Source organism: Flagellimonas marinaquae, from assembly GCF_003992675.1.
In the GTDB taxonomy this organism is placed as follows: domain Bacteria; phylum Bacteroidota; class Bacteroidia; order Flavobacteriales; family Flavobacteriaceae; genus Flagellimonas; species Flagellimonas marinaquae.
Window position 1 is genome coordinate 364,490 of sequence record NZ_RZMZ01000007.1, and the last position, 23,238, is coordinate 387,727.

The window sequence follows — 23,238 nt, forward strand, 5'->3', positions numbered from 1 at the left end:
GGCCGCGAAGGCCCCTTTAATCCATTACTACTTTCTCATAGCAGCGTTCTCTTTCTCATAGCAATTGCGAGCCATAATTGACTCTATGGAGATGAGTTAGTACACTAAAGATGTAATGTTATTAAAAAGGTTGCGTGCTCTTTTTTTCATGTGGAAAGAAATGGTATTTTAGCCTTCCTAATAATTTTTTTACAATGAGCAACGAGAAAGAAGCAAAATTAAAGGCCCTTAAACTTACCTTGGACAAGTTGGACAAAACTTACGGCAAAGGTGCTGTCATGAAAATGGGCGACAGTGTTGTTGAAGATGTTGAAGTGATTCCTTCTGGCTCGTTGGGGTTGGATATTGCCCTTGGGGTGGGCGGTTATCCGAAAGGTAGGGTCGTGGAGATTTATGGCCCGGAATCTTCGGGTAAGACCACACTTACTTTGCATGCTATTGCCGAAGCACAAAAAGCAGGTGGGATTGCCGCTTTTATTGATGCAGAACACGCTTTCGACCGTTTTTATGCCAAAAAGCTCGGTGTAGATATCGATAACCTCATTATTTCGCAGCCCGATCACGGGGAACAAGCCTTAGAGATTGCCGACAACCTGATTCGTTCTGGGGCCATCGACATTGTTATTGTGGATTCCGTGGCTGCCTTGACCCCAAAAAGTGAAATCGAAGGGGAAATGGGCGATTCCAAAATGGGATTGCACGCCAGATTGATGTCACAGGCCCTACGAAAGCTCACCTCCACCATCAGCAAAACAAAGTGTACCGTAATCTTCATCAACCAGTTGCGGGAAAAAATTGGGGTCATGTTTGGTAACCCAGAAACGACTACCGGTGGTAACGCTCTAAAGTTTTATGCTTCCGTTCGCTTGGACATCAGAAGATCTACCCAAATTAAGGACACCCACGGCGAGGTACAAGGAAACAAGACAAGGGTAAAAGTTGTCAAGAACAAGGTTGCACCTCCTTTCAAAACTGCCGAATTTGATATTATGTACGGAGAAGGCATTTCCAAGATCGGTGAAATCCTCGACTTGGGGGTGGCCTACGAAATCGTGAAAAAGAGTGGCTCTTGGTTTAGTTACGGTGACACCAAGTTGGGACAGGGACGGGATGCCGTTAAATCCCTTTTGTTGGATAATCCCGAACTAGCCGAAGAGTTGGAAGCCAAGATCAAAGAGGCTATTGCCGCAGTAAACCAATAAGTCTTTTATCGATTTTCCCGGCAGGTTGACATTGGCCTTCAAAATCCTACGCAACCCTTAGGTGTGCAGCACATCTTAGGGACAAAGGATTTATTATGAAAAAAGTGCTGATGCCATTCCTGTTGATTATGGCATGCTCATGGTTCATCTCTTGTGAGGTGGATGATGATTCCCCCAATTTTTACTTTACCGCACTAAACACGGTAGAGGCCCAAATGCCCGAATCGTTCGAGTTTGGAAAAACCTATGACATTGAAGTAACCTACCAAAGGCCCAATGGCTGTACCTTTTTTGAAGGTTTTAATGTATCACAAACGGCAGAAACTGGTCGGGAAGTGGTCGTAGTGGGCTCCGTGCTTACCGATGAGGACAAGGTTTGTACGCAAGCTTTAGAAGAAGTGGTAGCCACCTTAAAATTTAATGTAATTTACACCAAGGACTATGTCTTCCGTTTTTATGCGGGCGAAGATGAGGATGGTAACCCAACCTTTTTGGAGTACACCGTACCGATTGCCGAAACGGAGACCACAAATCAATAACAACTAAAAATCCAACATTGACCAACATTTGGATCTTGAAGAACTGATATATCATTGTCAAAAGGGAAACCGACAGGCACAAGCCGAATTATACCAGCGTTATTCTGGTATCCTTTTCGGGATGTGCCTCAAATATTCTCGGAATAAAACGGAGGCGGAAGACAATCTGCACGATAGTTTTATCACCATTTTTGACAAGATCGACCAATATGGGTTCAAAGGGTCTTTTGAAGGATGGGCCAAACGGATTACCGTAAATACGGTACTCCAAAAATATAGAAAGGACCAACACCTGAATGTGGTTTCAGAAAACACGGAGGATGAAATAGAGGTGGACACCGACGGTACCGACATCAGCCTTTCCACCTTGTTGGGGTACATTCAAGAACTGCCCCACAAATATCGACTAACGTTCAACCTATACGTACTCGACGGTTACAGCCACAAGGAAATCAGTGAGATGTTGGGGACATCCACCGGAACCTCAAAATCAAATTTGGCTCGGGCCAAGGCCATTTTGAGGGAAAAAATAGAAAAAACCAAAATAAACATTGCTTAAACGGAATGACAATGGGGAAAAAGAATTTAGAGCAATTGTTCAAGGAACGCTTTAGCGACTTCCAAGAAGCACCGGACCCAAAAGTCTGGGCTTCCATCGAAGCTTCCTTGGACCAGAAAAAACAGAAGAAACGCGCCTTTCCGCTTTGGTGGAGCCTGGGCGGCGTTGCAGCAGCCTTGGTCTTGCTGGTAGTACTGACCAATCCTTTTGCTGAAGACACCATGGAGCAACAGGTAATTTCTGAAAAAGAGAACGTTGTTTCGCCCGATAGTGGAGATAAGTTAGGGGCTGATCAGATAGAGAACGGGACGAAGGATAATATGGTTCCGGAAAATGAAGAGGGTCTAGTGAGCAGCACTGATGATGAAAGTACCACCAAGCAACAAAAGATGGAACCCAACAACAGCTTGATGGGAAATCAGGTTTCGGTAGTACAAAAGACAGAACAAAACAGGACCGAAAAACGTTCGTTGACCAAAAATAAAAACAATCGGTATGATTTGGGGGATGCTAAAACCCAACCCTTACAAAGAACTGATAGGGAGGGTGCCGAAGGCATTGTTTCTATTGAAGATAGAGATTCGGCGTCCAAAAACCAGTCCAATAAAGAGACGATTGTCGCTGAAACCGAAGTGGCCGATAATACCAAGGAACAAAAAGAAGCCAAGAAGCAGTCTATTTTTGATGCCATAGCCGAGCAAAACGAAATCGAAGAAGCTGTTGCTAAAAACAAATCCGGCAAATGGTCCGTAGGACCTTCCGTGGCACCTGTTTATTTTGATGCCTCTGGCAGTGGATCCCCAATTGACCCCAGTTTTGCTTCCAACTCCAAATCGGGAAACGTTAATCTGAGTTATGGTCTTAATGTGGCCTACGAAGTGGGAAAAAAACTAAAAATACGCTCTGGAGTGCATCGCGTCAACTTTGGCTATAACACCGATGACGTGGTATTTTCCTCGGCCCTAAGGTCCGCCTCCAATGACAGAATCCAAAACATCAATTACGACAGGAACGCTGAATCCATCATTGTTGAAAGTAAAAACAATGCAAAAAATTCACCCGTCGCCAATTCCAAGGAAATTGCCCTGAACGAAGCTCCCACCTTTAATGGTGCCATGGTGCAGCAATTTGGCTACATTGAAGTTCCCTTAGAATTGAATTACGCGGTTGTGGACAAGAGGTTCGGAGTCGATCTCATAGGAGGGGTAAGCTCGCTGTTTTTGGTGGACAATGCCGTATTGCTGGAATCAAACGATTTGGTAACCGAAGTGGGCGAGGCCAATAACATCAATTCGATGAATTTTAGTGCAAACGTAGGGATGGGGCTTAATTACAAATTTTCCCAGAAAATACAAATCAATGTTGAACCCGTATTCAAATACCAACTGAACACTTTTTCCAACGTATCGGGCAGCTTTCGCCCATATTCCATTGGGGTGTACAGTGGTTTCAGTTTTAGGTTCTAGCATCCAAAAAGTTGGTTAGGAAGATTGCTCCTTTATGCAATCATTCGAGCGCTCTATTCTTAGGGCGCTTTTTTTTATAAAACATTCGCATATTTTTCTTACTTTTTCAACTTCAACACTAACCAAAGGATTGATACTGTGACCGCTGAGAGTTTTGAAGACATCCTTGTGTACTTTTCCAAATCGTTAATGGGAAAGGAAAACGAAGAGGATATTCTTTGGGATGTCGCCAAAAATTGTATCGCCAAACTGGGCTTTGTGGACTGTGTGGTCTACTTGGTCAACCACAACAATGTCCTTATCCAAAAGGCCGCTTATGGGCCAAAGAACCCAAAGGAACGTACCTTGTACAACCCGGTAGAAATACCCGTAGGGCAAGGCATAACAGGGGCAGTGGCCAAAACCCGCCAAGCGGAATTGGTCGTGGACACTTCGCAAGACCCCCGCTATATTGAGGATGATGACAACCGCCTTTCAGAAATTTGTGTGCCCATCACCTACGAAGATCATCTATATGGCGTAATCGATTGTGAACATCCCAAAAAAGGATTTTTTACCGAGCGCCATCTAAAAATGCTATCGGCCATTGCGTCCATTTGTGCCATAAAAATAAAGAGCGTCCGTGCCAATATGGAACTCTTGGAAAAACAGGAAAAGCTCTTCCAAATACGGGAAGAAATGATGGAATTAAAATTGAAAGCCCTTAATTCCCAGTTAAACCCCCACTTTATCTTTAACTCCCTTAATGCCATCCAGTATTTCATCACCGCACAAAAGACCAAACTGGCCTTGGATTATTTTTCCACCTTTAGCCGATTGGTCCGGTATTACCTCAAGCAATTGGGCGAGGACACCACTCCTTTGTATCACGAAATTGACATGTTACATTGGTACCTAAAACTTCAAAAGTTGAGGTATGATGACTCGTTTGCCTACACCATTTCCATAGAAAAGGACAATCACAACATTGAGGAGGCCGTCATTCCATCTTTTATCGTCTTGATGCTCTTTGAGAACATTGTGGAACAATCATCCATCAACCAAGAAATCGACCAACATTTCCATATTGACATTAAATCATCCCAAAAATCTGTGACCCTAAAGGTGCAGTATCATTGCAAAAATTTAGATCCGCACATCTCTAAAAATCTGGATTACCGCGAAGATATCCTTAAGTGGAAAGACCAAGTGCGCCTTCTCAATACGGTAAAAGGTTACAATATTGCCCACGAGACCTCCAGCGTTAGGGCGAAGGGCATGTACAAGAAAAGCATTTTATTGCAGCTCCCGAATTTGATCTAAATCAAATCCCTTAATATGACTTCCCTTACTTCCTCACGCAAAGTGGAAGTATCCTCCGCACTCAAAATACCTGTTTCAAAGAAGGAATGCACTTTTGCCCTGATACTTCCGGGTCCACCACTGAAAAAAGTAAAGGAAAATCGCTTCTTATTGTCCAAAAAGGTCATGGGCACCACAGGAATTTTATGGGCGATCGCCATTTTAAAAGCACCATCCTTAAAGTGGTCCAAAACAATTTCTTCATCCGGCACCCCACCTTCTGGAAAAATGCAGATGCTCAACCCTTGATTCAATCGTTTTTGGGCCCTTCGGTACACCCCGGTCCTGCTCTTTACGCTGTCCCTATCCACCAAAATACAGACCCTTTTATAGAAAAATCCGAAGATGGGAATGCTTACCAACTCTTTTTTGCCAACAAACACAAAGGGATTACGGCTGACAATGAGCATCAGCATAATATCGAGCATACTGGTGTGGTTGGCCACCAACATATAACTCTTCCCCTTTTTCATGCGCTGTTCACGCTCAATTTTAGGAAAACAGCCCATGCCGTACAAAATGGGTTTGGCCCAAAGGTTACGCGCCAACCAAAAGAACTGATGATAAGTCTTCTCGGAAATCGTGAAAAGCAGTAATAATGGAAAAAACAACAGTATAGGTAAGGTGACCAAGATATAAAACCATACCCTATACAAAACATGCCCCACATTTCTAACCACACCTAACATAGACCAAATGTAAAGTATTTCAGAATTTTCATTCAACACACCACTCATCTTTTAGACGAAGTACTTCTTTTTTAATACGCAGGGGATGCTTACTTTTATGCGCAAAAAACGAAGCATGGCGCGAATTCTGACCGGGATACAAAGTACAGGAACACCACATTTGGGCAATATTTTGGGTGCCATTGCGCCTGCCATTGAAATGGCCCAAGACCCTAAGAACGATTCCTTTCTCTTTATTGCCGATATGCACTCCCTTACCCAAATCAAGGACGGGGAACTGTTGCGCAACAACACCTACGCCATTGCCGCCGCATGGCTCGCTTTTGGCCTTGATATTGAAAAAACCGTTTTTTACCGACAGAGCGATATTCCACAGACCGCAGAACTGGCGTGGTACCTCAGCTGTTTTTTTCCATATCAAAGATTGACGCTGGCACACTCCTTTAAAGATAAGGCCGATCGATTGGAAGACGTAAACGCAGGCCTGTTTACCTATCCGATGTTGATGGCAGCCGATATCTTACTGTACGATGCCGACATAGTTCCCGTAGGGAAAGACCAATTGCAGCATCTGGAAATGACGCGCGATGTAGCCTCCCGCTTCCATAACCAAATGGGGGAAACTTTTGTAATGCCTGAAGCCAAGGTGCACGAACAGACCATGTACGTTCCCGGAACCGATGGCGAAAAAATGAGCAAAAGTAGAGGCAATCTCATCAATCTGTTCCAACCGGACAAAAAACTGCGCAAACAGATTATGGGCATTGTTACGGATAGCACGCCCATGGAAGACCCCAAAGACCCAAGCACGGACAATGTTTTTGCCCTATACAAGCTTTTGGCAACTCCTGAGCAGATAGAAGAAATGAGCGCCAATTATTTGGCCGGAAACTACGGTTATGGTCATGCCAAGCAAGCACTGTATGAACTTCTGATTACCAAGTTCGAAGAGCCTAGGGAAAAGTTCGAGTACTACATGAACCACCAAAACGAAGTGGACGAAGCACTCGCCTTTGGCGCCGAAAAAGCTCGAAAAGTGGCCGATGGGGTATTGGCCAGGGTCAGGGAAAAACTAGGATACTAGCCATTCATCGAACATTTGGCCAATAGACTGGGAACCTACGGATTCCAAAAATCCACCGGAAACCCTGATTTTGCCCCTAAAACCCTATAAAGTTCGATTTCTGCCGGCAAACGTTCGGTGAATTGCGTTAAAAATCAGGACGACTGTTCTGTTTTGGCGATTATAGGCGAACTGCCCTTGATACGGTCCAAAAACTTCTCTATTTGTCATTCCGCACGGTTGCTGAGCGGAGTCGAAGCATGATGCGGAATCCATTTTATGAGATGCTGAAACCAGTTCAGCATGACGGTAAGAGGTCTTTTCGACATGAGGAACAACGTGACGATGGAGAAATCCGATGGAAAAACTCAGGTTCAAGTATCAAGTTCAAAAACTGCACTCTTGGCTCTTGATTCCTGCCTCTTGGCTCCTATCCAGATTTCTCGACTGCCCCCTCGACTCATTTCGACTCCGCTCAATGACCATCGCTCGGGGTGACAGCTCGAAATGACATCTTAACTCCGAACTCATAACTCCCGACTTCCGACTTCCGACTTCCGACTTCCAAAATCTCAAATCTCAAATCTCACGTCTAAAATCTAATGTCCAAAAAAAATCCGTCAGATCAAAAGCACCATCCGTCAGATCGGAAGGGGCATCCGTCAGATCGCACCAAATTATTCTTCCAATTTGTTTCAACTTCTCCAGAATTACTGAAAAAAGGATGAATTTCAGATGCAAGAATTTCAACATATTATCATTACACGGTCCCACCAAAAATTGAAGGATACTATTATTTTCCCCAAACAAAACCTTTGCGTTAAATCTTAAAATCCCAGTCTATGACCAACACCAACCGCCAACGAATAACTACAATTGGGAATATGCTCTTGGAAGGACCATCGTCCGTTATCCACAAAGCGAGTGGCGACTGGCTCAAAAAAGATTTCCGAATAATCCTGCATCAGCCTAAATCTGGTATATTGACATCCTATTCGATTTGGAGCGATGATACTTGGAACAAGGAAACGGATTTTTTAGCTCCCATGATACGGGTAGTGGCTTGGGACAGAAAAAAGGACATGGAGTACCTAAAGCAATCCAAAGAGATAAAATTTCCAGAGATTGACGCAGTTTTAGGAACCATCAAAAGCGAAAAATTTAAAGGGTTAGACGAAGCTTTTATCCAACTTCAGCATAAGATTGTAAGACACTCTGGCTACATACCTTTCCATATATCTACCGAGCGAGATGCTCCCCTGTTGAATGTTGAGGCTGATAAGGAGTTTTTACACTACGCCTTGTACTTTAATAATGGCGGGCAAACTTTTGAACTAAAATCCAGTGGAAATTTTGACCAGCCTTTGGTGGTCGATTTGATGGACATAACAACTCAGCTAAGCGAATCCATCCAATTGATTGACCCTTCTCCCTGGAAAGAGCGATACACTGGAATTACAAAAGCATCCTTGGATGATGATGGATTGGATTGGGATTATCAACATCGATTTTGAGGGTAACACCCAAAGCGGCTAGGCAACCGTTCCTTGGCAACTACTCCCCGCACCGGCCGTGCAACCATAACAGTGTTGCGAGATAACAATCTCACGATTGTTCAGCACATCGTCGTTGTAATCTTTGATATGTTTTACTTTGCTCGCCACTTTCAGGTCCAGCATCTGGTTAAAATCGCAATCGTATAGCCAGCCATCCCAGCTTACGGAAATAGTGTTGGTACACATCACATTTTCCACGGCGGTAGGATTGTACGCCTCCACCAAAGAGTACATGTAGTCCTCGTAATTGTCAGAAGCGATGAGGTAATCCAAAAACCGTGAAATGGGCAAATTGGTTATGGCAAATAAGTTGTGAAAATCAATATCAAAGTCTTCTTTCAGAGCCTTTTTAAAATCGCGTTCCATTGCAGTTTGGTCGGCGGGCAAAAATGCCCCGGAAGGATTGTATACCAAATCCAAACGCAAATCACTATCAGGTTTGCCATAGCCCACCTCGTTGAGCATTTGAAGGGCCTTGATGGACTTATCAAAAACCCCGTCGCCACGTTGCTTGTCGGTTTTTCCACGGGTGTAATGCGGCATGGAAGATACCACGTGTACATTGTGTTTTTTGAAGAACTCTGGTAAATCATGGTATTTTTTGTTGGCCAAAATGATGGTGAGATTGGACCGAACGATAAAATCTTTAATGCCAGCCTTGGATGCTTCTTCCACGAACCACCTAAAATCTGGATTCATTTCTGGTGCGCCACCGGTAAGGTCCAAAGTGTGTGCCCCGGTATTTCGAATCACCTCAAGGCACTGTTCCATGGTTTCACGGGTCATGATTTCCTTTCGGTCGGGCCCGGCATCCACATGGCAGTGCGCACAAACCTGATTGCACATATAACCGACATTGATCTGGAGCACTTCCAACGTTTTGGGCTTTAGGGGAAATTGGCCCGATTTGGCAATCTTATCTTTAAAATAGGGCAGTTCACCACTCGAAAACAACTCTCCATTCAGCACTTCCAATTGCTTTTGGGTGTTCGCGAGCTCGTCTTCCCTTGCTTTTAGGGACTTTTTGGCTGCTTTTTTTATATCTCTGAGTATGCTTTGCGTCATGCTATACGTTATCTAATCATTTTAGGAAAAGTTCATTCTCCTTCCTATACATTGGTGTTCAACACTTGGCGACTTTCAATTAAAAGCGAAATAAGCCGAAACTACATCGAAAGCTTTTCGTACTTGTTCATCATTTGAACTCCATGAACAAGAGTGGCGCCGCTCTCAATGGCAGCCCCCGCATGAACGGCCTCCATCATTTCTTCTTTGGTAATGCCACGTTGCAGCCCATCTTTGGTATAGGCATCAATGCAGTAAGGACATTTTACTACGTGGGCGACCGCCAAGGCAATCAGGGATTTTTCTCTGGCACTCAAGGCGCCTTCCTCAAACACCTTTCCGTAGTACTCAAAAAACTTGTTGCCAAGTTCTTCGCTCCATTCTGTAATGTTTCCGAATTTTCTAAGATCTGCTGGATCGTAATAGGAGTTCGCCATGTTTTTTTGGATTTGATGTTTTTATTTAAACATACAACAAATATTGGTAATGGATTAGGTCGAAAGTATATGCGAATGATTACACCATCGGACCCAAAATTTTATCTGGGATGCTATAGTATTGCTTTGCAGCAAATTATATGGCTAACAAACAAAAAGAGCGGCATTTGCCGCTCTTTCCCTGATTTAAAAATTAACTTTCTAAAAACATTTTAATTTATGGGAGCACTACAGTATCCACTACATGGATAACACCGTTCGATTGGTTAACATCTGCAATGGTAACGGTAGACACATTTCCGGAACCATCTTTGATCATGATCATGTCGTTTTTCATCATGGCGGTCAGCTTTCCTCCGTTTGCTGTGGTAAGTTCGGCCATACCTTTCCCTTTTTTGATCCACTTCATCAAATCCTTGGCGCTGTACTTCCCTGGCACTACGTGATAGGTAAGCACACTTTGCAACTTGGACTTGTTCTCTGGTTTCAATAGCGTGGCTACGGTTCCTTCGGGCAATTTTTCAAAAGCACTGTTGGTAGGTGCAAATACGGTGAACGGGCCCTCGCCTTGCAAGGTTTCCACCAATCCGGCCGCTTTTACGGCAGCCACCAAGGTTGTGTGGTCTTTGGAGTTCACGGCATTGGAAACAATATCCTTGCTCGGGTACATGGGTGCACCGCCCACCATTTTATTTTGTGCGAATGCATTGGACATGGCCATCAAGCCAATACAGGAAAATAATAATGTTACTGTTTTAAAAGATTTCATGTGATGTAATTTTTAGTTTATATCAACACTTACGGAGTTTTAGCTAAGGGGGTTTGGTTTTTTTGATGCGAATGTGGTTTTTAATCGAAATACAACATTCATCCCACATTAGCATTCCTTCAAAATAGTACCTTTACACCTACAACCAATTGATTTAATAAACAGATGCTCAAGGATAAATCCATAGGCTTGGTACTTTCCGGCGGTGGTGTTCGCGGGATGGCACATATTGGGCTTATTAAGGCCCTGCGGGAACACCAGGTTGAAGCCAAAGTAGTGGCAGGGACCAGTATAGGTGCCCTTGTGGGCGCCCTTTATGCCAACGATAATTCAGTGGATGATATGCTCAAGTTCTTCAAGGAGACGCCGCTGTTCCAGTATAGTTTCTTTGCCATTAACAAACCGGGATTCATTGATACCGAAAGATATTTCAGCATTTTCAAACAGTTTTTTCCTGAGAATAGTTTCAAGAGTCTGAAACGACCACTTTTTGTAGTGGCCACAGATCTGCTCAAAGGCAACGAAAAGGTATTCTATGATGGCGAACTCATCAAGCCATTATTGGCCTCGGCAGCATTGCCCCCGGTATTTAGCCCGGTCACCATTGATGATGTGCTCTATGCCGATGGTGGCATCATGAACAATTTTCCAAAGGAATATGTAGATCATCTAACAGACTTTGTGATTGGAAGCAATGTTTCTATCACCGCTCCCCTACAGAAAAAAGACCTCAAGAACTCATTCCAACTTACGGCCAGGGTCACCAGTTTAATGATTCATGCCTCCAACCATGAAAAATTACAGCAATGCGACCTCTTTATTGAACCCAAAGAGTTGGATTCCGTTGGGGTACTCGATAAAAAGGGCATTGAAAACGCCTTTACGATTGGGTACGACCATGGTTGTAGGGCCCTCGAAAAAATGATGTCCCAAACTTCCTAGCTGGGGTCTACTTCATTAAACGTTATCGTAGTCTATTTTGATTTTGGCACTTACGGGGTGCGATTGACAGGTCAGTACAAAGCCTTCTTCGATTTCACTGTCCGTTAAGATTTGGTTTTTTACCATCTCCACCTTGCCTTCGGTGAGACGCGCAATACAGCTACTGCAAACACCCCCTTGGCAAGAATAGGGCGCGTCTATGTCTTGTTTTAGCACAGCGTCCAGCACCAATTCCTTTTTGTCCATTACAAAGGTAAAGGTCTCATCGTCCAAGAGAACCTCAACTTGCGTTTTGCCTTCGAGTTCTCCGGCAAGCTCGTCTTCGGTGTCGCTGCTAGTGAAAAGCTCAAAATGGATTTTGTCCTTGGGTATGCCATTGTCCTTTAAGGTATCCGTTACTTGGTTGATCATTTCCTCCGGGCCGCACAGATAAAAGGCATCAAATGCAGTCCCTTTGAACTTGTTCTTCAAAACAAAGTTTACCGTAGATTTTTCAATGCGACCAAAAAGTGCGCCTTCTTCGCTGGACCTGCTGAACACATATTGGACAAAAAGTCGGTCACCATAACGCTCCTTTAACGATTGGATGGTCCTAAAATACATGGTCTCTTCGGGTGTTTGGTTTCCGAATACCAAAACAAAATGGTTCTCTGGGTGACTCTCCAACACGGTTTGGACGATACTCATAATGGGGGTAATGCCACTACCGGCAGAAAAAGCCGCAATGGTTTGTGGCTCTGAGGAATCAAAAACAAAACGTCCTTCGGGCACCATTACTTCCAAGGTGTCTCCGGCCTTTAGTTGTTCGTTTGCATAAACGGAAAAGGTCCCGTCTTCCATTTTTTTGATGCCCACGGTCAATTTTCCCGATGAGGGAGGGGAGGAAATGGAATAGGCCCTACGGAGCTCCTTTCCATTCAATTGATGTTTTAGGGTAATATATTGACCTGCTTTGTAGGCAAATGCTTCTTTAAGTTCGTTTGGAATATCAAAAGTGAGGGCTACGGCATTGGGTGTCAATTGGTCTACCGCAGCTATTTTTAAGGCATGGAATTGGCTCATGTATAAATTTTTCCTGCAAAATTAAGCATTACACTCCTTTTGAGAGCTATTTTTAGAAAAAGCATTTTCCTTGTGTAACAAATCCCATATTTTAGATACCAACTAAAAAAACACCGACCATGCTAAAACATTTTATTGGGCTCCAGTGGAAGTCATTTTTTAGATCGGCAACCTTCAAGACCGAAATTTGGTTCAAGATTTTGATGGCTTTAGGGGCGTTGTACTTTATTGCCATGTTCTTGGGAATGGGCGTTGGCGCCTATTTTATCATCGAGGAAATGGGAATTGGCGATCCCTTGAGGGTCATCAACCGATTTATGATCTATTATTTGGCGTTCGACCTTGTATTCCGGTACATGCTACAAAAAATGCCGGTCACGAACATCAAGCCCTTGTTGTATTTGCCTATCAGCAAAAGCAAAGTGGTCCATTTTTCTTTGGGAAAAACAGCCATTTCTTTCTTCAATGTGGCCCATGCCTTCTTTTTTGTGCCCTTTAGTATTGTGTTGATTGCTCAAGGCTATCCTGCGCTGCAAGTAGTTGGTTGGCATTTGGCTATGATGGCCTTGCTTTACTGTAATAATTTCATCAATGTGATGGTAAACAACCAGAACGTTGTTTTTTATGTGTTGGCAGCGCTCTTTATTTTGGCTGGTGCTTCTCAGTATTATCAATGGTTCGATATTACATTCTACACCCAACCCATTTTCGACTTTTTCTATGATATGTCATGGACGGCCATTATCCCTTGGGTGATTTTGGCAGGACTGTATTATGGTGCCTTTGCCTACTTTAAAAAGCATATGTATTTGGATGGTGGTTTGGCCAAAAAGCATACCGAGGCCAAGACTGAAAATTTGGAGTGGCTGGACCGCTTCGGCAACTTGGGCACCTTCCTAAAGAACGATATCAAACTGATCAAGCGCAACAAACGCTCACGCTCGGCCGTAATAGCAGGATTCTTCTTTATTTTTTACGGGTTGCTCTTCTTTACCAATGCCATTGAAGTATACGACGGACCTTTTTGGAAAATCTTTGCGGGCATATTTGTGACGGGAGGGTTCTTGTTCAGTTTTGGACAGTATGTGCCCAGTTGGGACAGCAGCTACTACCCCCTGATGATGAGCCAAAATATCAAGTATCGGGAATACCTTTCTTCCAAATGGTATTTGGTGATTATCGCTACGGTGATTTCCACGTTCTTGGCTACGTTTTACCTTTATTTTGGATGGGAAGCCTACGCTGCGGTCCTGGTAGGTGCCATTTACAACATCGGCATCAATAGTTACCTTGTGCTATGGGGCGGGGCTTATGTAAAAACGCCCATTGAGCTCACCTCGAACAAAAAGGCATTCGGCGACAAGCAGGCCTTTAATGCCAAAACCTTGTTGCTGACCTTGCCCAAGCTGGTATTGCCCATTATTATCTACGCCATTGGTCACTTTTTGATCAATCCCATAGCTGGATACATTTTTGTGGCCGTTTTTGGCATACTCGGATTCGCTTTCAAAAACAGAGTATTTACCATGATCGAAGGCATTTATAAAAAGGAAAAGTACAAGACACTACAAGCATACAAACAGAAATAAAAAACCATTAACAGAAAAATACATGATCACAGTTCATAATTTGACCAAGACCTACGGAGACAAGACCGTTTTGAACATTGACCATTTGGAAATCCCGAAAGGACAGAGTTTTGGCCTTGTCGGTAACAATGGGGCGGGCAAGACAACCCTTTTCAGTCTATTGTTGGATTTGATTCAGCCCTCTTCCGGGCATATTATCAACAACGAGGTACAGGTGGACCAAAGCGAGGCCTGGAAGCCATTTACCTCCGCTTTTATCGATGAATCCTTTTTGATTGGATACCTCACTCCCGAAGAGTACTTCTACTTTATCGGCGAACTACGCGGCAGAAACAAAGCAGATGTGGATGCGTTATTGGCCAATTTTGATGACTTCTTCCATGGAGAAATCCTCAACCAGAAAAAATATCTTAGGGACCTTTCCAAAGGAAACCAAAAAAAGGTGGGCATCGTGGCCAGCTTTATTGGCAACCCCGAAGTAGTGATTTTGGACGAGCCATTTGCCAATTTGGACCCGACCACCCAAATTCGATTAAAGGGAATCATTAAGGATTTGGCAGCAAAAGAGGGAGTCACCGTGCTGGTATCCAGTCACGATTTGATTCACGTAACCGAAGTTTGCCAGCGTATCGTGGTGCTTAACAAAGGTGAAATTGTGAAAGATCTTCTTACCTCTGCGGAAACCATGAAGGAACTGGAGGCTTTCTTTGCGGGTTGAGGCAATAAACAGGTTCAGCAGAATTCTTGCATTTTATCGATAAGCCTTATAATAATCCGCTCATTTTTGAGTTTAAGGTTACACAAGATTATCGATAATTTTGAAGCTTCAGCACACATTTTTGGGCCTAGTGGTTTTGGGAGGACTTGCATTTAACGCCTGTTCCACACAAAAGGATAAATTCATCAACCGAAATTGGCACGCCCTTAACACCGAGTACAACACCTTGTACAACGGTAATTTGGCCTTTCAAAAAGGATTGGATGAAATCAATGCCACATATCGGGACGATTATTGGGAAATCCTGCCCGTAGAGCGCCTTAAAGTGACGGATGAGGTTAAACTTGATTCCGAGGACAACAACCCCAACTTTCTGATTGCGGAGGAAAAGGCCACCAAGGCCATCCAAAAGCATAGCATGGACATTAAGGACGAGGAGCGTAACCCGCAGATTGATGAGGCCTTTCTGCTCCTGGGGAAATCACGCTACTTTGATCAGCGCTACATTCCAGCCCTGGAATCCTTCAACTACATTCTTAGAAAATACAGCAAGAGCGATAAGCTGAACGAGGCTACCATTTGGCGAGAGAAAACCAATATGCGGTTGGACAACCCCGAAGTGGCCATCAAAAACCTAAAGCGACTTTTTAAATACGAAAAGCTCAAGGACCAGGAGTATGCGGATGCCAACGCAGTTATGGCCCAATGCTACATCAACCTGAATGCCCCCGACACCGCCATTCAAAAATTGAAAATATCCCAAGCCTACACCAAAAAGAACCCGGAAAAGGGGAGGTATCTGTTCATCATTGGTCAGTTATACGATCAATTGGGACATAAGGACAGTGCCAACTACGCCTACAACAAAGTCATTGAACTCAACAGGAAATCGCCTAGGGTGTACATGATCAATGCGCACCTTAAGAAAATCCAGAATATAGAGCTTACCGAAGGCAACAGGGAGGAAATGTTGGAATACCTCACCGAACTCGAAGAGAATCGGGAGAACCGCCCTTTCTTGGACAAGATTTATCGCCAAGTGGCCCAATTTCATATGGCCTACGAAGAGGATAGTCTTGGATTGGCCTACTACAACAAATCCATTCAGGCTACGCAAGGGGAACGCAAATTGAACGCCCTCAACTATCAAAGTCTCGCCGATTATTATTTTGATAAGGACGAATACCGTATGGCGGGCTCGTACTACGATAGTACCCTGACCAACCTAAATGAGAACACCCGAAAACACCGAAACATTAAAAAGAAGCTGGACAACCTTGAGGATGTGATCAAATACGAGGACATTGTGCAGCACGCCGATAGTGTCATTACCCTATATCAAATGCCGATAGCGGACCGTACAGCCTATTTTGAGGATTACATTGCGGAAATCAAACGTAAGGAAGAAGCTGCTGCCGAAAAAGAGAGGGAACGCACCACGGCCGGCTTCGCCACTTTTGCCAACAGCAAAGGGGGAAAAGAGAACCAAGGCAAGTTCTACTTTTACAATATTACCAGTTTGGGCAATGGAAGAAACGATTTTAGGACACGATGGGGCACTCGAACCTTGGAGGACGATTGGCGATGGAGCAATAAGGCCAAAATCTCCATTTCGGAAGCCACGGGAGAAGTGGTTGCCGCTAATGATGAGGTACTTACCGAAGACCAAAAATATTCCGTTGACTATTACTTGGAGCAAGTTCCTACGGATGTTGCCGTAATTGACAGCTTAAAAGGCGAACGCAACTTTGCCAATTATCAATTGGGTCTCATCTACAAGGAAAAGTTTAAGGACAATATGTTGGCCGCAGCAAAATTGGAGCGGGTGCTTTCGTCCAATCCCGAAGAGCGGTTGATACTGCCATCCAAATATAACTTGTATAAAATTTATGAAGAAACTGGTAGTCCGTTGGCGGTGAACATGAAACAGAACATCATTTCCAATCATCCTGACACGCGCTACGCAGAAATATTGTTGAATCCACAGGCCGTTTTGGATGGGGATACGGACAGCCCTGATGCCCGCTATGCAGCCTTGTTCAAAAAGTACCAAGAGCAGGAATTTTTATATGTGATTACCCAATCGGAAGAATACATCAACAAATTTACGGGAGATCCCATTGTGCCCAAATTTGAAATGCTAAAAGCGAACGCCATTGGCCGCTTGCAAGGTTTTGAGCCGTTTAAGGAAGCTTTGAACTATGTGGCACTGACCTACCCTAACAATCCTGAAGGTAAAAAGGCCGAGCAAATAGTGGAGGAGCAACTACCCAAATTGGAAAACAAGGAGTTTTCTCCAGAGATCGGCTCTACGGGCACAGCCAACTGGAAGGTAGTTTTTCCGTTCAAAATAAGAAATGATGAAAATGCCATCAAGCTCAAAAACCGTTTGGAAAAAGCCATCAAGGAGCTGAACTATAAAAACATTGTTTCCAAGGACATCTATAATTTGGAAGATGAATTTGTAGTGGTGCACGGTTTTCCTTCCCAAGACTTTGCCTTGGGCTTTGCAGAGCTTATAAAAAACAACAGGGACTATCTGATTAAAGATGAGAATTTCGTAGTTTTATCGGATAACTACAAAATTATACAGGTCCACAAGAACTTAGAATCATACAAAGCGCAATTTTAACCCCAAAACCCTAGAACACAATGTTTTCTGACAACAAAAAACCCCGGCCTATGAATGAATTTGGCGGACAGCCCAACAGAATCGAAAAGAACACGAAAATTAAGGGTGACATCACCTCCGAAGCCGACTTCAGGATAGACGGTAAGTTGGAAGGCAATGTGATCACCTCCGGTAAAGTTGTCATTGGAAAGGATGGCTATATCAACGGAAAGGTAGAATGCGTGAACGCAGATATCGAAGGAAGGTTCAATGGTGAACTGATGGTAAAGGACCTATTGTCGTTGAAGTCCTCGGCCACGATCGAAGGTACCGTGACAGTGGCCAAATTGGCCGTAGAGCCGGGAGCCACCTTCAATGCGGCCTGTACCATGGGCAAAGGAGTTACGGCTACGCCCAAAATGCAGTCAACCAGCAAGAATGAGCCAGCAAAAGCCTCCTAAGAAAGACTACAACAAAACACTCAATACAGCCGCCCGTTTGTCTGGTTCCGCCATTCAAATGGGCATTGTTATTTATTTGGGTGTTTGGGGCGGTAAATGGTTGGACGGGCATTTTGGGACTGAAAAAGTGTTCTTGCCCATCTGTACCATTTTGGCCGTGGCGATTTCCATATATTTGGTCCTCCAACAAATCAAAAAAATCAACGATTGAAGCAAAGGGCTTATCCAATTCTTTTCACCTCCATTCTCCTTTTGGGCTTATGGGGATCGTTTTTTCTTCAATCATGGATTCTGGAAAATCGGGGTCACGAACTTTCGTCCTTACAGCTCACAAAAAGCTACGTGCTCAATGCCATTATGGCGCTCATTGTTTTTTTTGCGATTTACTTTTTCCGCAACAAGTATCGTGATTTACTGGGATTCTTTTTTCTTGGAGGAAGTCTGGTAAAGTTTGCACTTTTCTTCATTTTTCTGTACCCGATATTCAACGAAGATGGTGTCTTGGAACGATTGGAGTTCCTTGTCTTTTTTGTCCCATATGGATTTGCCCTGGTATTGGAAACCTTCTTTTTGGTGAAACTGCTTAATACTGTGTAACAAAGCGTCAAAACTCACCTGAAAAATCCAAGAAAAAAATAATACCTAAAAAAGCTTTTTTCTTTTGAAGGAGGAATGTATTTTTGCACCAATTTTTGAGGACCCATAGTTGGATCATATGCGATATTCTTTTTTCAGTAAAAAACTAGTTGCCGTAATTTTTTTGATTGCGGGATTTGTATCGGCCCAAAACCAAGAGGGAGAAGAAGTTGAAACCGGTGCCCACGATTTAAAGACACAGATTAAGGAATATATCGACCACCACCTTTTGGATTCGCATGATTTCAACTTATACTCCTACACCACCGAAGAGGGCGAGCACAAATATTTTGGGTTTCCACTTCCTGTGATTCTTTGGGACAATGGATTGAAGGTTTTTCTTTCTTCCGAGTTGGAGCATGGAGAGTCCGTGGCAGAAGTAGACGGTAATTACTACGCACTTTATCACAATAAAATATACAAGACGGATGCCGAAGGAACCATCAATTTTGGTGGACATCATGGCGAAGAAACCCACACTGAAGATGCTTTTGGTGAGAATTTGGTGGTGGATGATGCACATCCAACCAACGAAAAGCCCTTGGACTTTTCCATAACCAAGAATGTGGTCTTCATTATGGCTGTGGCCCTTTTGATGTTCTTGGTATTTCGTTCCATGGCCAAGAGGTACCAAAAAAGTACCATGCCGCGAGGTTTGGGAAGATTTTTGGAGCCTTTGGTGCTCTTTGTTCGTGACGAAATTGCCATTCCCAACATCGGGGAGCATAAATACAAAAGGTACATGAGCTATTTGCTTACGGTATTCTTCTTTGTGTGGGTCATTAACCTTTTGGGGTTAACACCACTTGGGGTGAATGTGACCAACAATATTGCGGTGACCTTTGCTTTGGCCATGATTACCTATCTAATTACAACATTTACAGGGAATAAAAACTACTGGAAACACATCTTTTGGATGCCAGGTGTACCCGTTCCCATGAAAATTATATTGGCACCCATCGAATTGTTGGGGACATTCATCAAACCATTTTCGTTGATGATTCGTTTGTATGCCAACATCACTGCTGGTCACGTAGTGTTAATGAGTATTATCGGGTTGATGTTCATATTTAAAAACTGGATAGGAAGCCCATTGTCCTTCTTGTTGGCATTTGCACTTTCATTATTGGAATTGTTGGTGGCCGCATTGCAGGCATATATTTTTACCATGCTGTCCGCCCTATATTTTGGTATGGCGGTAGAAGAAGACCATCATTAAGTAGAACGTTTAATATTTAAATTCATATATCATGACAATTCCAAACATCGTAGGTGCTGGTTTGATTGTAATCGGAGCAGGATTGGGTATCGGTAGAATCGGTGGTCAGGCAATGGAAGCCATTGCTCGTCAACCTGAAGCTTCTGGTAAGATCCAAACAGCAATGTTGATTGCAGCAGCCCTTATTGAAGGTATCGGTTTCGCCGCTCTTTTTGCAGCTTAATAACCGTAACAGTATTGATGAAGGCCATAGCGGTTGGCTATGGCCCTTCATTAATTTAAAATGATAGCGTTTAAAGAATTTATATTTTAAGATAAATGGAAAAGTTAATAGAGGAATTTTCCTTTGGCTTGTTTTTCTGGCAGTTGTTGCTCTTCGTGGGCTTATTGTTGTTGTTGAGAAAATACGCCTGGAAACCCATTCTTGGAGCGGTAGAAAAGCGTGAGGAAGGGATCAAAGGTGCCCTTGAAGCTGCTGAGGCCGCAAAAAAGGAAATGCAGAATGTCACTGCCGATAGCGAGCGATTGTTGCAAGAGGCTAGAGCAGAACGGGACACGCTGTTAAAAGAAGCCCGCGATATCAAAGCCAACATTATCTCCGAGGCCAAAGAACAGGCTCAGGCTGAAGGGGACAAGATGATCAAGCAGGCCCAGGCCACTATTGAAAGCGAAAAGAAAGCCGCCGTTGCAGAAATCAAGGCACAAGTGGCCAACCTTTCCGTGGAAATTGCCGAAAAAGTCATCAAACAAGAACTGTCCGACAAAGGTAAACAACAAAAGTTGGTCGAGGACATGTTGGGCGATATTAAACTGAACTAACAGACCATGAACCAAAACAGGGCAGCCATACGCTACGCAAAAGCAACCTTGGATTTCGCAGTCGAAAAGAAAGCGGCAGACGCCGTGGAAAAAGATATGCGGGAGATAGCTGCAACCATTTCCGATAGCTTGGAGCTTCAGCGTATGCTGGAAAGTCCGATCATTAAATCGGAAGTGAAAAAGAACAGTTTATTGGAAATCTTTAAAGGTGCCAGTGAAATCACCAAAGGTCTTCTTCAAACCTTGATCGGCAATAAGAGAATAGCCATGTTACAGGAAGTGGCCTTCAAATACATCATTCTTCATGAGAAATTGAAGGGTGAAGAAGTTGCTTATGTGACCACAGCCGTTCCATTGACATCCGATTTGGAGAAGAAGATATTGGAAACGGTCACCAAAGCTACTGGAAACAAGGTTACCCTTGAGAATAGAATCGATGAGAGCATCATCGGAGGATTTGTGCTGCGGGTAGGCGATACCCAATACGATGCTAGCATCGCAAACAAATTGAACGGATTAAAAAGAGAATTTACAAATAGTCTATAAAAATGGCAGGAGTAAAAGCCGCTGAGGTATCAGCAATTTTGAAAAAACAGTTATCAGGTTTTGAAGCATCCGCTTCGTTGGATGAAGTAGGTACCGTATTGCAAGTGGGTGATGGTATTGCCCGTGTATATGGACTTGCCAATGTACAATATGGTGAATTGGTAGAGTTCGACGGTGGGATGCAAGGAATTGTACTGAACCTGGAAGAGGATAACGTAGGTGTTGTATTGTTGGGCCCGTCCAAAGAAATCGTGGAAGGCGCAACGGTAAAAAGAACCGAGCGTATCGCCTCTATCAATGTGGGTGAAGGAATTGTTGGTCGTGTGGTGGATACCCTGGGAAAACCAATCGACGGTAAAGGCCCTATTTCCGGTGAAACTTACGAAATGCCCTTGGAACGTAAGGCTCCAGGTGTAATTTTTAGACAACCAGTAAACGAGCCGTTACAAACAGGTATCAAGGCCATCGATGCCATGATTCCCGTAGGTCGTGGACAAAGGGAGTTGGTAATTGGTGACAAGCAAACTGGTAAAACGACAGTTTGTATCGATACCATCCTTAACCAAAAAGAGTTTTACGATGCTGGTGAGCCGGTTTACTGTATTTACGTAGCCATTGGCCAAAAAGCGTCTACCGTTGCTGCCATCGCAAAAACTTTGGAAGAAAGAGGTGCATTGGCCTATACCACCATTGTTGCCGCAAACGCTTCCGATCCTGCCCCAATGCAGGTATACGCTCCATTTGCCGGTGCGGCTATCGGTGAGTTCTTCAGGGATACAGGGCGTCCAGCGCTTATTATCTATGATGACTTGTCCAAACAAGCTGTGGCTTACCGTGAGGTATCCTTGTTGTTGAGAAGACCTCCAGGACGTGAAGCATATCCTGGTGACGTATTCTTCTTGCACTCCAGATTGCTAGAGCGTGCGGCCAAAGTAATTGCCGATGATGATATCGCGAAGAACATGAACGACCTTCCCGAAGTTTTGAAACCCATGGTAAAAGGTGGAGGTTCATTGACCGCACTTCCTATCATTGAAACTCAAGCTGGTGACGTTTCTGCCTATATCCCAACCAACGTAATTTCCATTACAGATGGTCAGATATTCTTGGAGCAAGACTTGTTCAACCAAGGGGTGCGTCCTGCGATCAACGTAGGTATCTCTGTATCACGTGTGGGTGGTTCCGCGCAGATCAAGTCCATGAAGAAAGTAGCCGGTACCTTGAAGCTTGACCAGGCCCAGTTCCGTGAATTGGAAGCCTTTGCCAAGTTTGGTTCCGATTTGGACGCTGCTACCTTGAACGTTATCGAGAAAGGACGTAGAAACGTGGAGATCTTGAAGCAAGGTCAGAACGATCCATTTACTGTTGAAGATCAGGTGGCCATCATCTTTGCAGGTTCCAAGAACTTGTTGAGAAATGTGCCTGTTGACAAGGTAAAGGAATTTGAAAAGGATTACTTGGAGTTCTTGAACGCCAAGCACAGAGATGTTTTGGATACCCTTAAAGCTGGTAAATTGACTGACGAGGTCACTGAGACATTGACTGCTGTTTGCAAGGATCTTTCAAGTAAGTATAAAAGTTAAGAGTTCAGAGTGACGAGTTATGGGGAAATTGGAAACAAGTCCTGTAAGAATCAAAAGTTTCGAATTTGCCTGTAAAATTGTTAATTACTGCGACCAACTAAAGGAAAACAAGGATTTTGAGATAGCCTCTCAGTTGTTGAAAAGCGGCACCAGTATAGGTGCCAACACAAGAGAAGCGCAAAGAGGGGTTAGCGCAAAGGATTTTAAAAATAAATTTGGAATAGCTCTCAAGGAAGCTGATGAAACTATGTTTTGGCTTGAGATTTTGGAAGCTACAGGTAGAGATGTTCCTAAGGATTTGATGGATAGTTGTGAAGAGTTAATACGTATCATCGTGGCAATAGTCAAAAACTCTTAACTCTGCAC

Annotated in this window: 24 protein-coding genes and 1 pseudogene; 20 read left to right on the plus strand and 5 right to left on the minus strand. The window is 43.8% G+C overall.

What is annotated here, in order from left to right:
- Positions 1-194: 194 nt before the first annotated feature.
- The 5 genes from recA (at position 195) to EO130_RS05160 (ending at position 5,068) form a co-directional block, all read left to right on the plus strand.
- Positions 195-1,202: a recombinase RecA gene (recA, locus tag EO130_RS05140; RefSeq protein WP_127140449.1), complete on the plus strand. Its 1,008-nt coding sequence runs from the start codon at positions 195-197 to the stop codon at positions 1,200-1,202.
- 95 nt (positions 1,203-1,297) lie between these two features.
- On the plus strand, positions 1,298-1,741 hold the full coding sequence (locus EO130_RS05145; protein WP_127140450.1) for a hypothetical protein: 444 nt from the start codon (positions 1,298-1,300) through the stop codon (positions 1,739-1,741).
- A 28-nt stretch (positions 1,742-1,769) separates the two neighbouring features.
- A complete protein-coding gene (locus EO130_RS05150; RefSeq protein WP_127140451.1) occupies positions 1,770-2,300 on the plus strand; it encodes an RNA polymerase sigma factor in 531 nt (176 codons plus the stop codon).
- An 11-nt stretch (positions 2,301-2,311) separates the two neighbouring features.
- Positions 2,312-3,766 carry an outer membrane beta-barrel protein gene (locus EO130_RS05155; protein ID WP_164732875.1) on the plus strand — a complete coding sequence of 485 codons (1,455 nt, stop codon included), beginning with the start codon at positions 2,312-2,314 and terminating at the stop codon, positions 3,764-3,766.
- Between the two features lie 189 nt (positions 3,767-3,955).
- Complete coding sequence (locus tag EO130_RS05160; protein WP_127140453.1) at positions 3,956-5,068, plus strand: histidine kinase; 1,113 nt, start codon at positions 3,956-3,958, stop codon at positions 5,066-5,068.
- On the opposite strand, the gene EO130_RS05165 is transcribed toward EO130_RS05160, so the two are convergent.
- Complete coding sequence (locus EO130_RS05165; RefSeq protein WP_127140620.1) at positions 5,065-5,796, minus strand: lysophospholipid acyltransferase family protein; 732 nt, start codon at positions 5,794-5,796, stop codon at positions 5,065-5,067. The two genes, EO130_RS05160 and EO130_RS05165, sit on opposite strands and share 4 nt — an antisense overlap.
- A 115-nt stretch (positions 5,797-5,911) precedes the next feature.
- Between EO130_RS05165 and trpS the strand changes: the two genes are divergently transcribed.
- A complete protein-coding gene (gene trpS / locus EO130_RS05170) occupies positions 5,912-6,880 on the plus strand; it encodes a tryptophan--tRNA ligase (RefSeq protein ID WP_127140454.1) in 969 nt (322 codons plus the stop codon).
- A gap of 821 nt (positions 6,881-7,701) precedes the next feature.
- The gene (locus EO130_RS05175) at positions 7,702-8,373 is read left to right on the plus strand and encodes a hypothetical protein (protein ID WP_127140455.1); all 672 of its coding nucleotides are present in this window, start codon (positions 7,702-7,704) and stop codon (positions 8,371-8,373) included.
- Positions 8,374-8,391: 18 nt separating this feature from the next.
- Here EO130_RS05175 and arsS read toward each other — a convergent pair whose 3' ends face one another.
- From arsS to EO130_RS05190, 3 genes are all read right to left on the minus strand, one after another.
- Complete coding sequence (gene arsS, locus EO130_RS05180) at positions 8,392-9,480, minus strand: arsenosugar biosynthesis radical SAM (seleno)protein ArsS (RefSeq protein ID WP_127140456.1); 1,089 nt, start codon at positions 9,478-9,480, stop codon at positions 8,392-8,394.
- A 101-nt stretch (positions 9,481-9,581) separates the two neighbouring features.
- Positions 9,582-9,917 carry an arsenosugar biosynthesis-associated peroxidase-like protein gene (locus tag EO130_RS05185; protein WP_127140457.1) on the minus strand — a complete coding sequence of 112 codons (336 nt, stop codon included), beginning with the start codon at positions 9,915-9,917 and terminating at the stop codon, positions 9,582-9,584.
- Positions 9,918-10,134: 217 nt separating this feature from the next.
- Positions 10,135-10,686, minus strand: coding sequence for a fasciclin domain-containing protein (locus tag EO130_RS05190; RefSeq protein ID WP_127140458.1), 552 nt, complete (start codon positions 10,684-10,686; stop codon positions 10,135-10,137).
- A gap of 165 nt (positions 10,687-10,851) precedes the next feature.
- On the opposite strand from EO130_RS05190, the gene EO130_RS05195 reads away from it, so the two are divergent.
- Positions 10,852-11,628 carry a patatin-like phospholipase family protein gene (locus EO130_RS05195; protein ID WP_127140459.1) on the plus strand — a complete coding sequence of 259 codons (777 nt, stop codon included), beginning with the start codon at positions 10,852-10,854 and terminating at the stop codon, positions 11,626-11,628.
- A 15-nt stretch (positions 11,629-11,643) separates the two neighbouring features.
- Here the strand turns inward: EO130_RS05195 and EO130_RS05200 are convergent, their stop codons facing one another.
- Positions 11,644-12,690 (minus strand): ferredoxin--NADP reductase, encoded by a 1,047-nt coding sequence (locus EO130_RS05200; protein WP_127140460.1) that lies wholly within the window; start codon positions 12,688-12,690, stop codon positions 11,644-11,646.
- Between the two features lie 119 nt (positions 12,691-12,809).
- Here EO130_RS05200 and EO130_RS05205 point away from each other — a divergent pair, with 119 nt between their 5' ends.
- The 12 genes and pseudogenes from EO130_RS05205 to EO130_RS05260 all read left to right on the plus strand — a co-directional run bounded on the left by EO130_RS05205 (position 12,810) and on the right by EO130_RS05260 (position 23,230).
- Positions 12,810-14,279, plus strand: a complete 1,470-nt coding sequence (locus EO130_RS05205; RefSeq protein ID WP_127140461.1) for a DUF5687 family protein — start codon at positions 12,810-12,812, stop codon at positions 14,277-14,279.
- 22 nt (positions 14,280-14,301) lie between these two features.
- Positions 14,302-14,997 carry an ABC transporter ATP-binding protein gene (locus tag EO130_RS05210; protein ID WP_127140462.1) on the plus strand — a complete coding sequence of 232 codons (696 nt, stop codon included), beginning with the start codon at positions 14,302-14,304 and terminating at the stop codon, positions 14,995-14,997.
- 100 nt (positions 14,998-15,097) lie between these two features.
- Positions 15,098-17,643, plus strand: a pseudogene (porW, locus tag EO130_RS05215) (type IX secretion system periplasmic lipoprotein PorW/SprE).
- A gap of 6 nt (positions 17,644-17,649) precedes the next feature.
- Positions 17,650-18,069 carry a bactofilin family protein gene (locus EO130_RS05220; RefSeq protein WP_127140463.1) on the plus strand — a complete coding sequence of 140 codons (420 nt, stop codon included), beginning with the start codon at positions 17,650-17,652 and terminating at the stop codon, positions 18,067-18,069.
- Positions 18,047-18,280: an AtpZ/AtpI family protein gene (locus EO130_RS05225; RefSeq protein WP_127140464.1), complete on the plus strand. Its 234-nt coding sequence runs from the start codon at positions 18,047-18,049 to the stop codon at positions 18,278-18,280. Before EO130_RS05220 ends, EO130_RS05225 begins: the two co-directional genes overlap by 23 nt.
- On the plus strand, positions 18,277-18,666 hold the full coding sequence (locus EO130_RS05230; RefSeq protein WP_127140465.1) for a DUF6168 family protein: 390 nt from the start codon (positions 18,277-18,279) through the stop codon (positions 18,664-18,666). The genes EO130_RS05225 and EO130_RS05230 overlap by 4 nt, the downstream gene beginning before the upstream one ends.
- A gap of 118 nt (positions 18,667-18,784) precedes the next feature.
- On the plus strand, positions 18,785-19,924 hold the full coding sequence (atpB, locus tag EO130_RS05235) for a F0F1 ATP synthase subunit A (RefSeq protein ID WP_127140466.1): 1,140 nt from the start codon (positions 18,785-18,787) through the stop codon (positions 19,922-19,924).
- 31 nt (positions 19,925-19,955) lie between these two features.
- Complete coding sequence (gene atpE / locus EO130_RS05240) at positions 19,956-20,147, plus strand: ATP synthase F0 subunit C (RefSeq protein ID WP_053970734.1); 192 nt, start codon at positions 19,956-19,958, stop codon at positions 20,145-20,147.
- Positions 20,148-20,242: 95 nt separating this feature from the next.
- Positions 20,243-20,743 (plus strand): F0F1 ATP synthase subunit B, encoded by a 501-nt coding sequence (locus tag EO130_RS05245; RefSeq protein WP_127140467.1) that lies wholly within the window; start codon positions 20,243-20,245, stop codon positions 20,741-20,743.
- 6 nt (positions 20,744-20,749) lie between these two features.
- Positions 20,750-21,289, plus strand: a complete 540-nt coding sequence (gene atpH / locus EO130_RS05250) for an ATP synthase F1 subunit delta (protein WP_127140468.1) — start codon at positions 20,750-20,752, stop codon at positions 21,287-21,289.
- 2 nt (positions 21,290-21,291) lie between these two features.
- Positions 21,292-22,872: a F0F1 ATP synthase subunit alpha gene (gene atpA / locus EO130_RS05255; protein ID WP_127140469.1), complete on the plus strand. Its 1,581-nt coding sequence runs from the start codon at positions 21,292-21,294 to the stop codon at positions 22,870-22,872.
- 19 nt (positions 22,873-22,891) lie between these two features.
- Complete coding sequence (locus EO130_RS05260) at positions 22,892-23,230, plus strand: four helix bundle protein (RefSeq protein ID WP_127140470.1); 339 nt, start codon at positions 22,892-22,894, stop codon at positions 23,228-23,230.
- Positions 23,231-23,238: the final 8 nt, after the last annotated feature.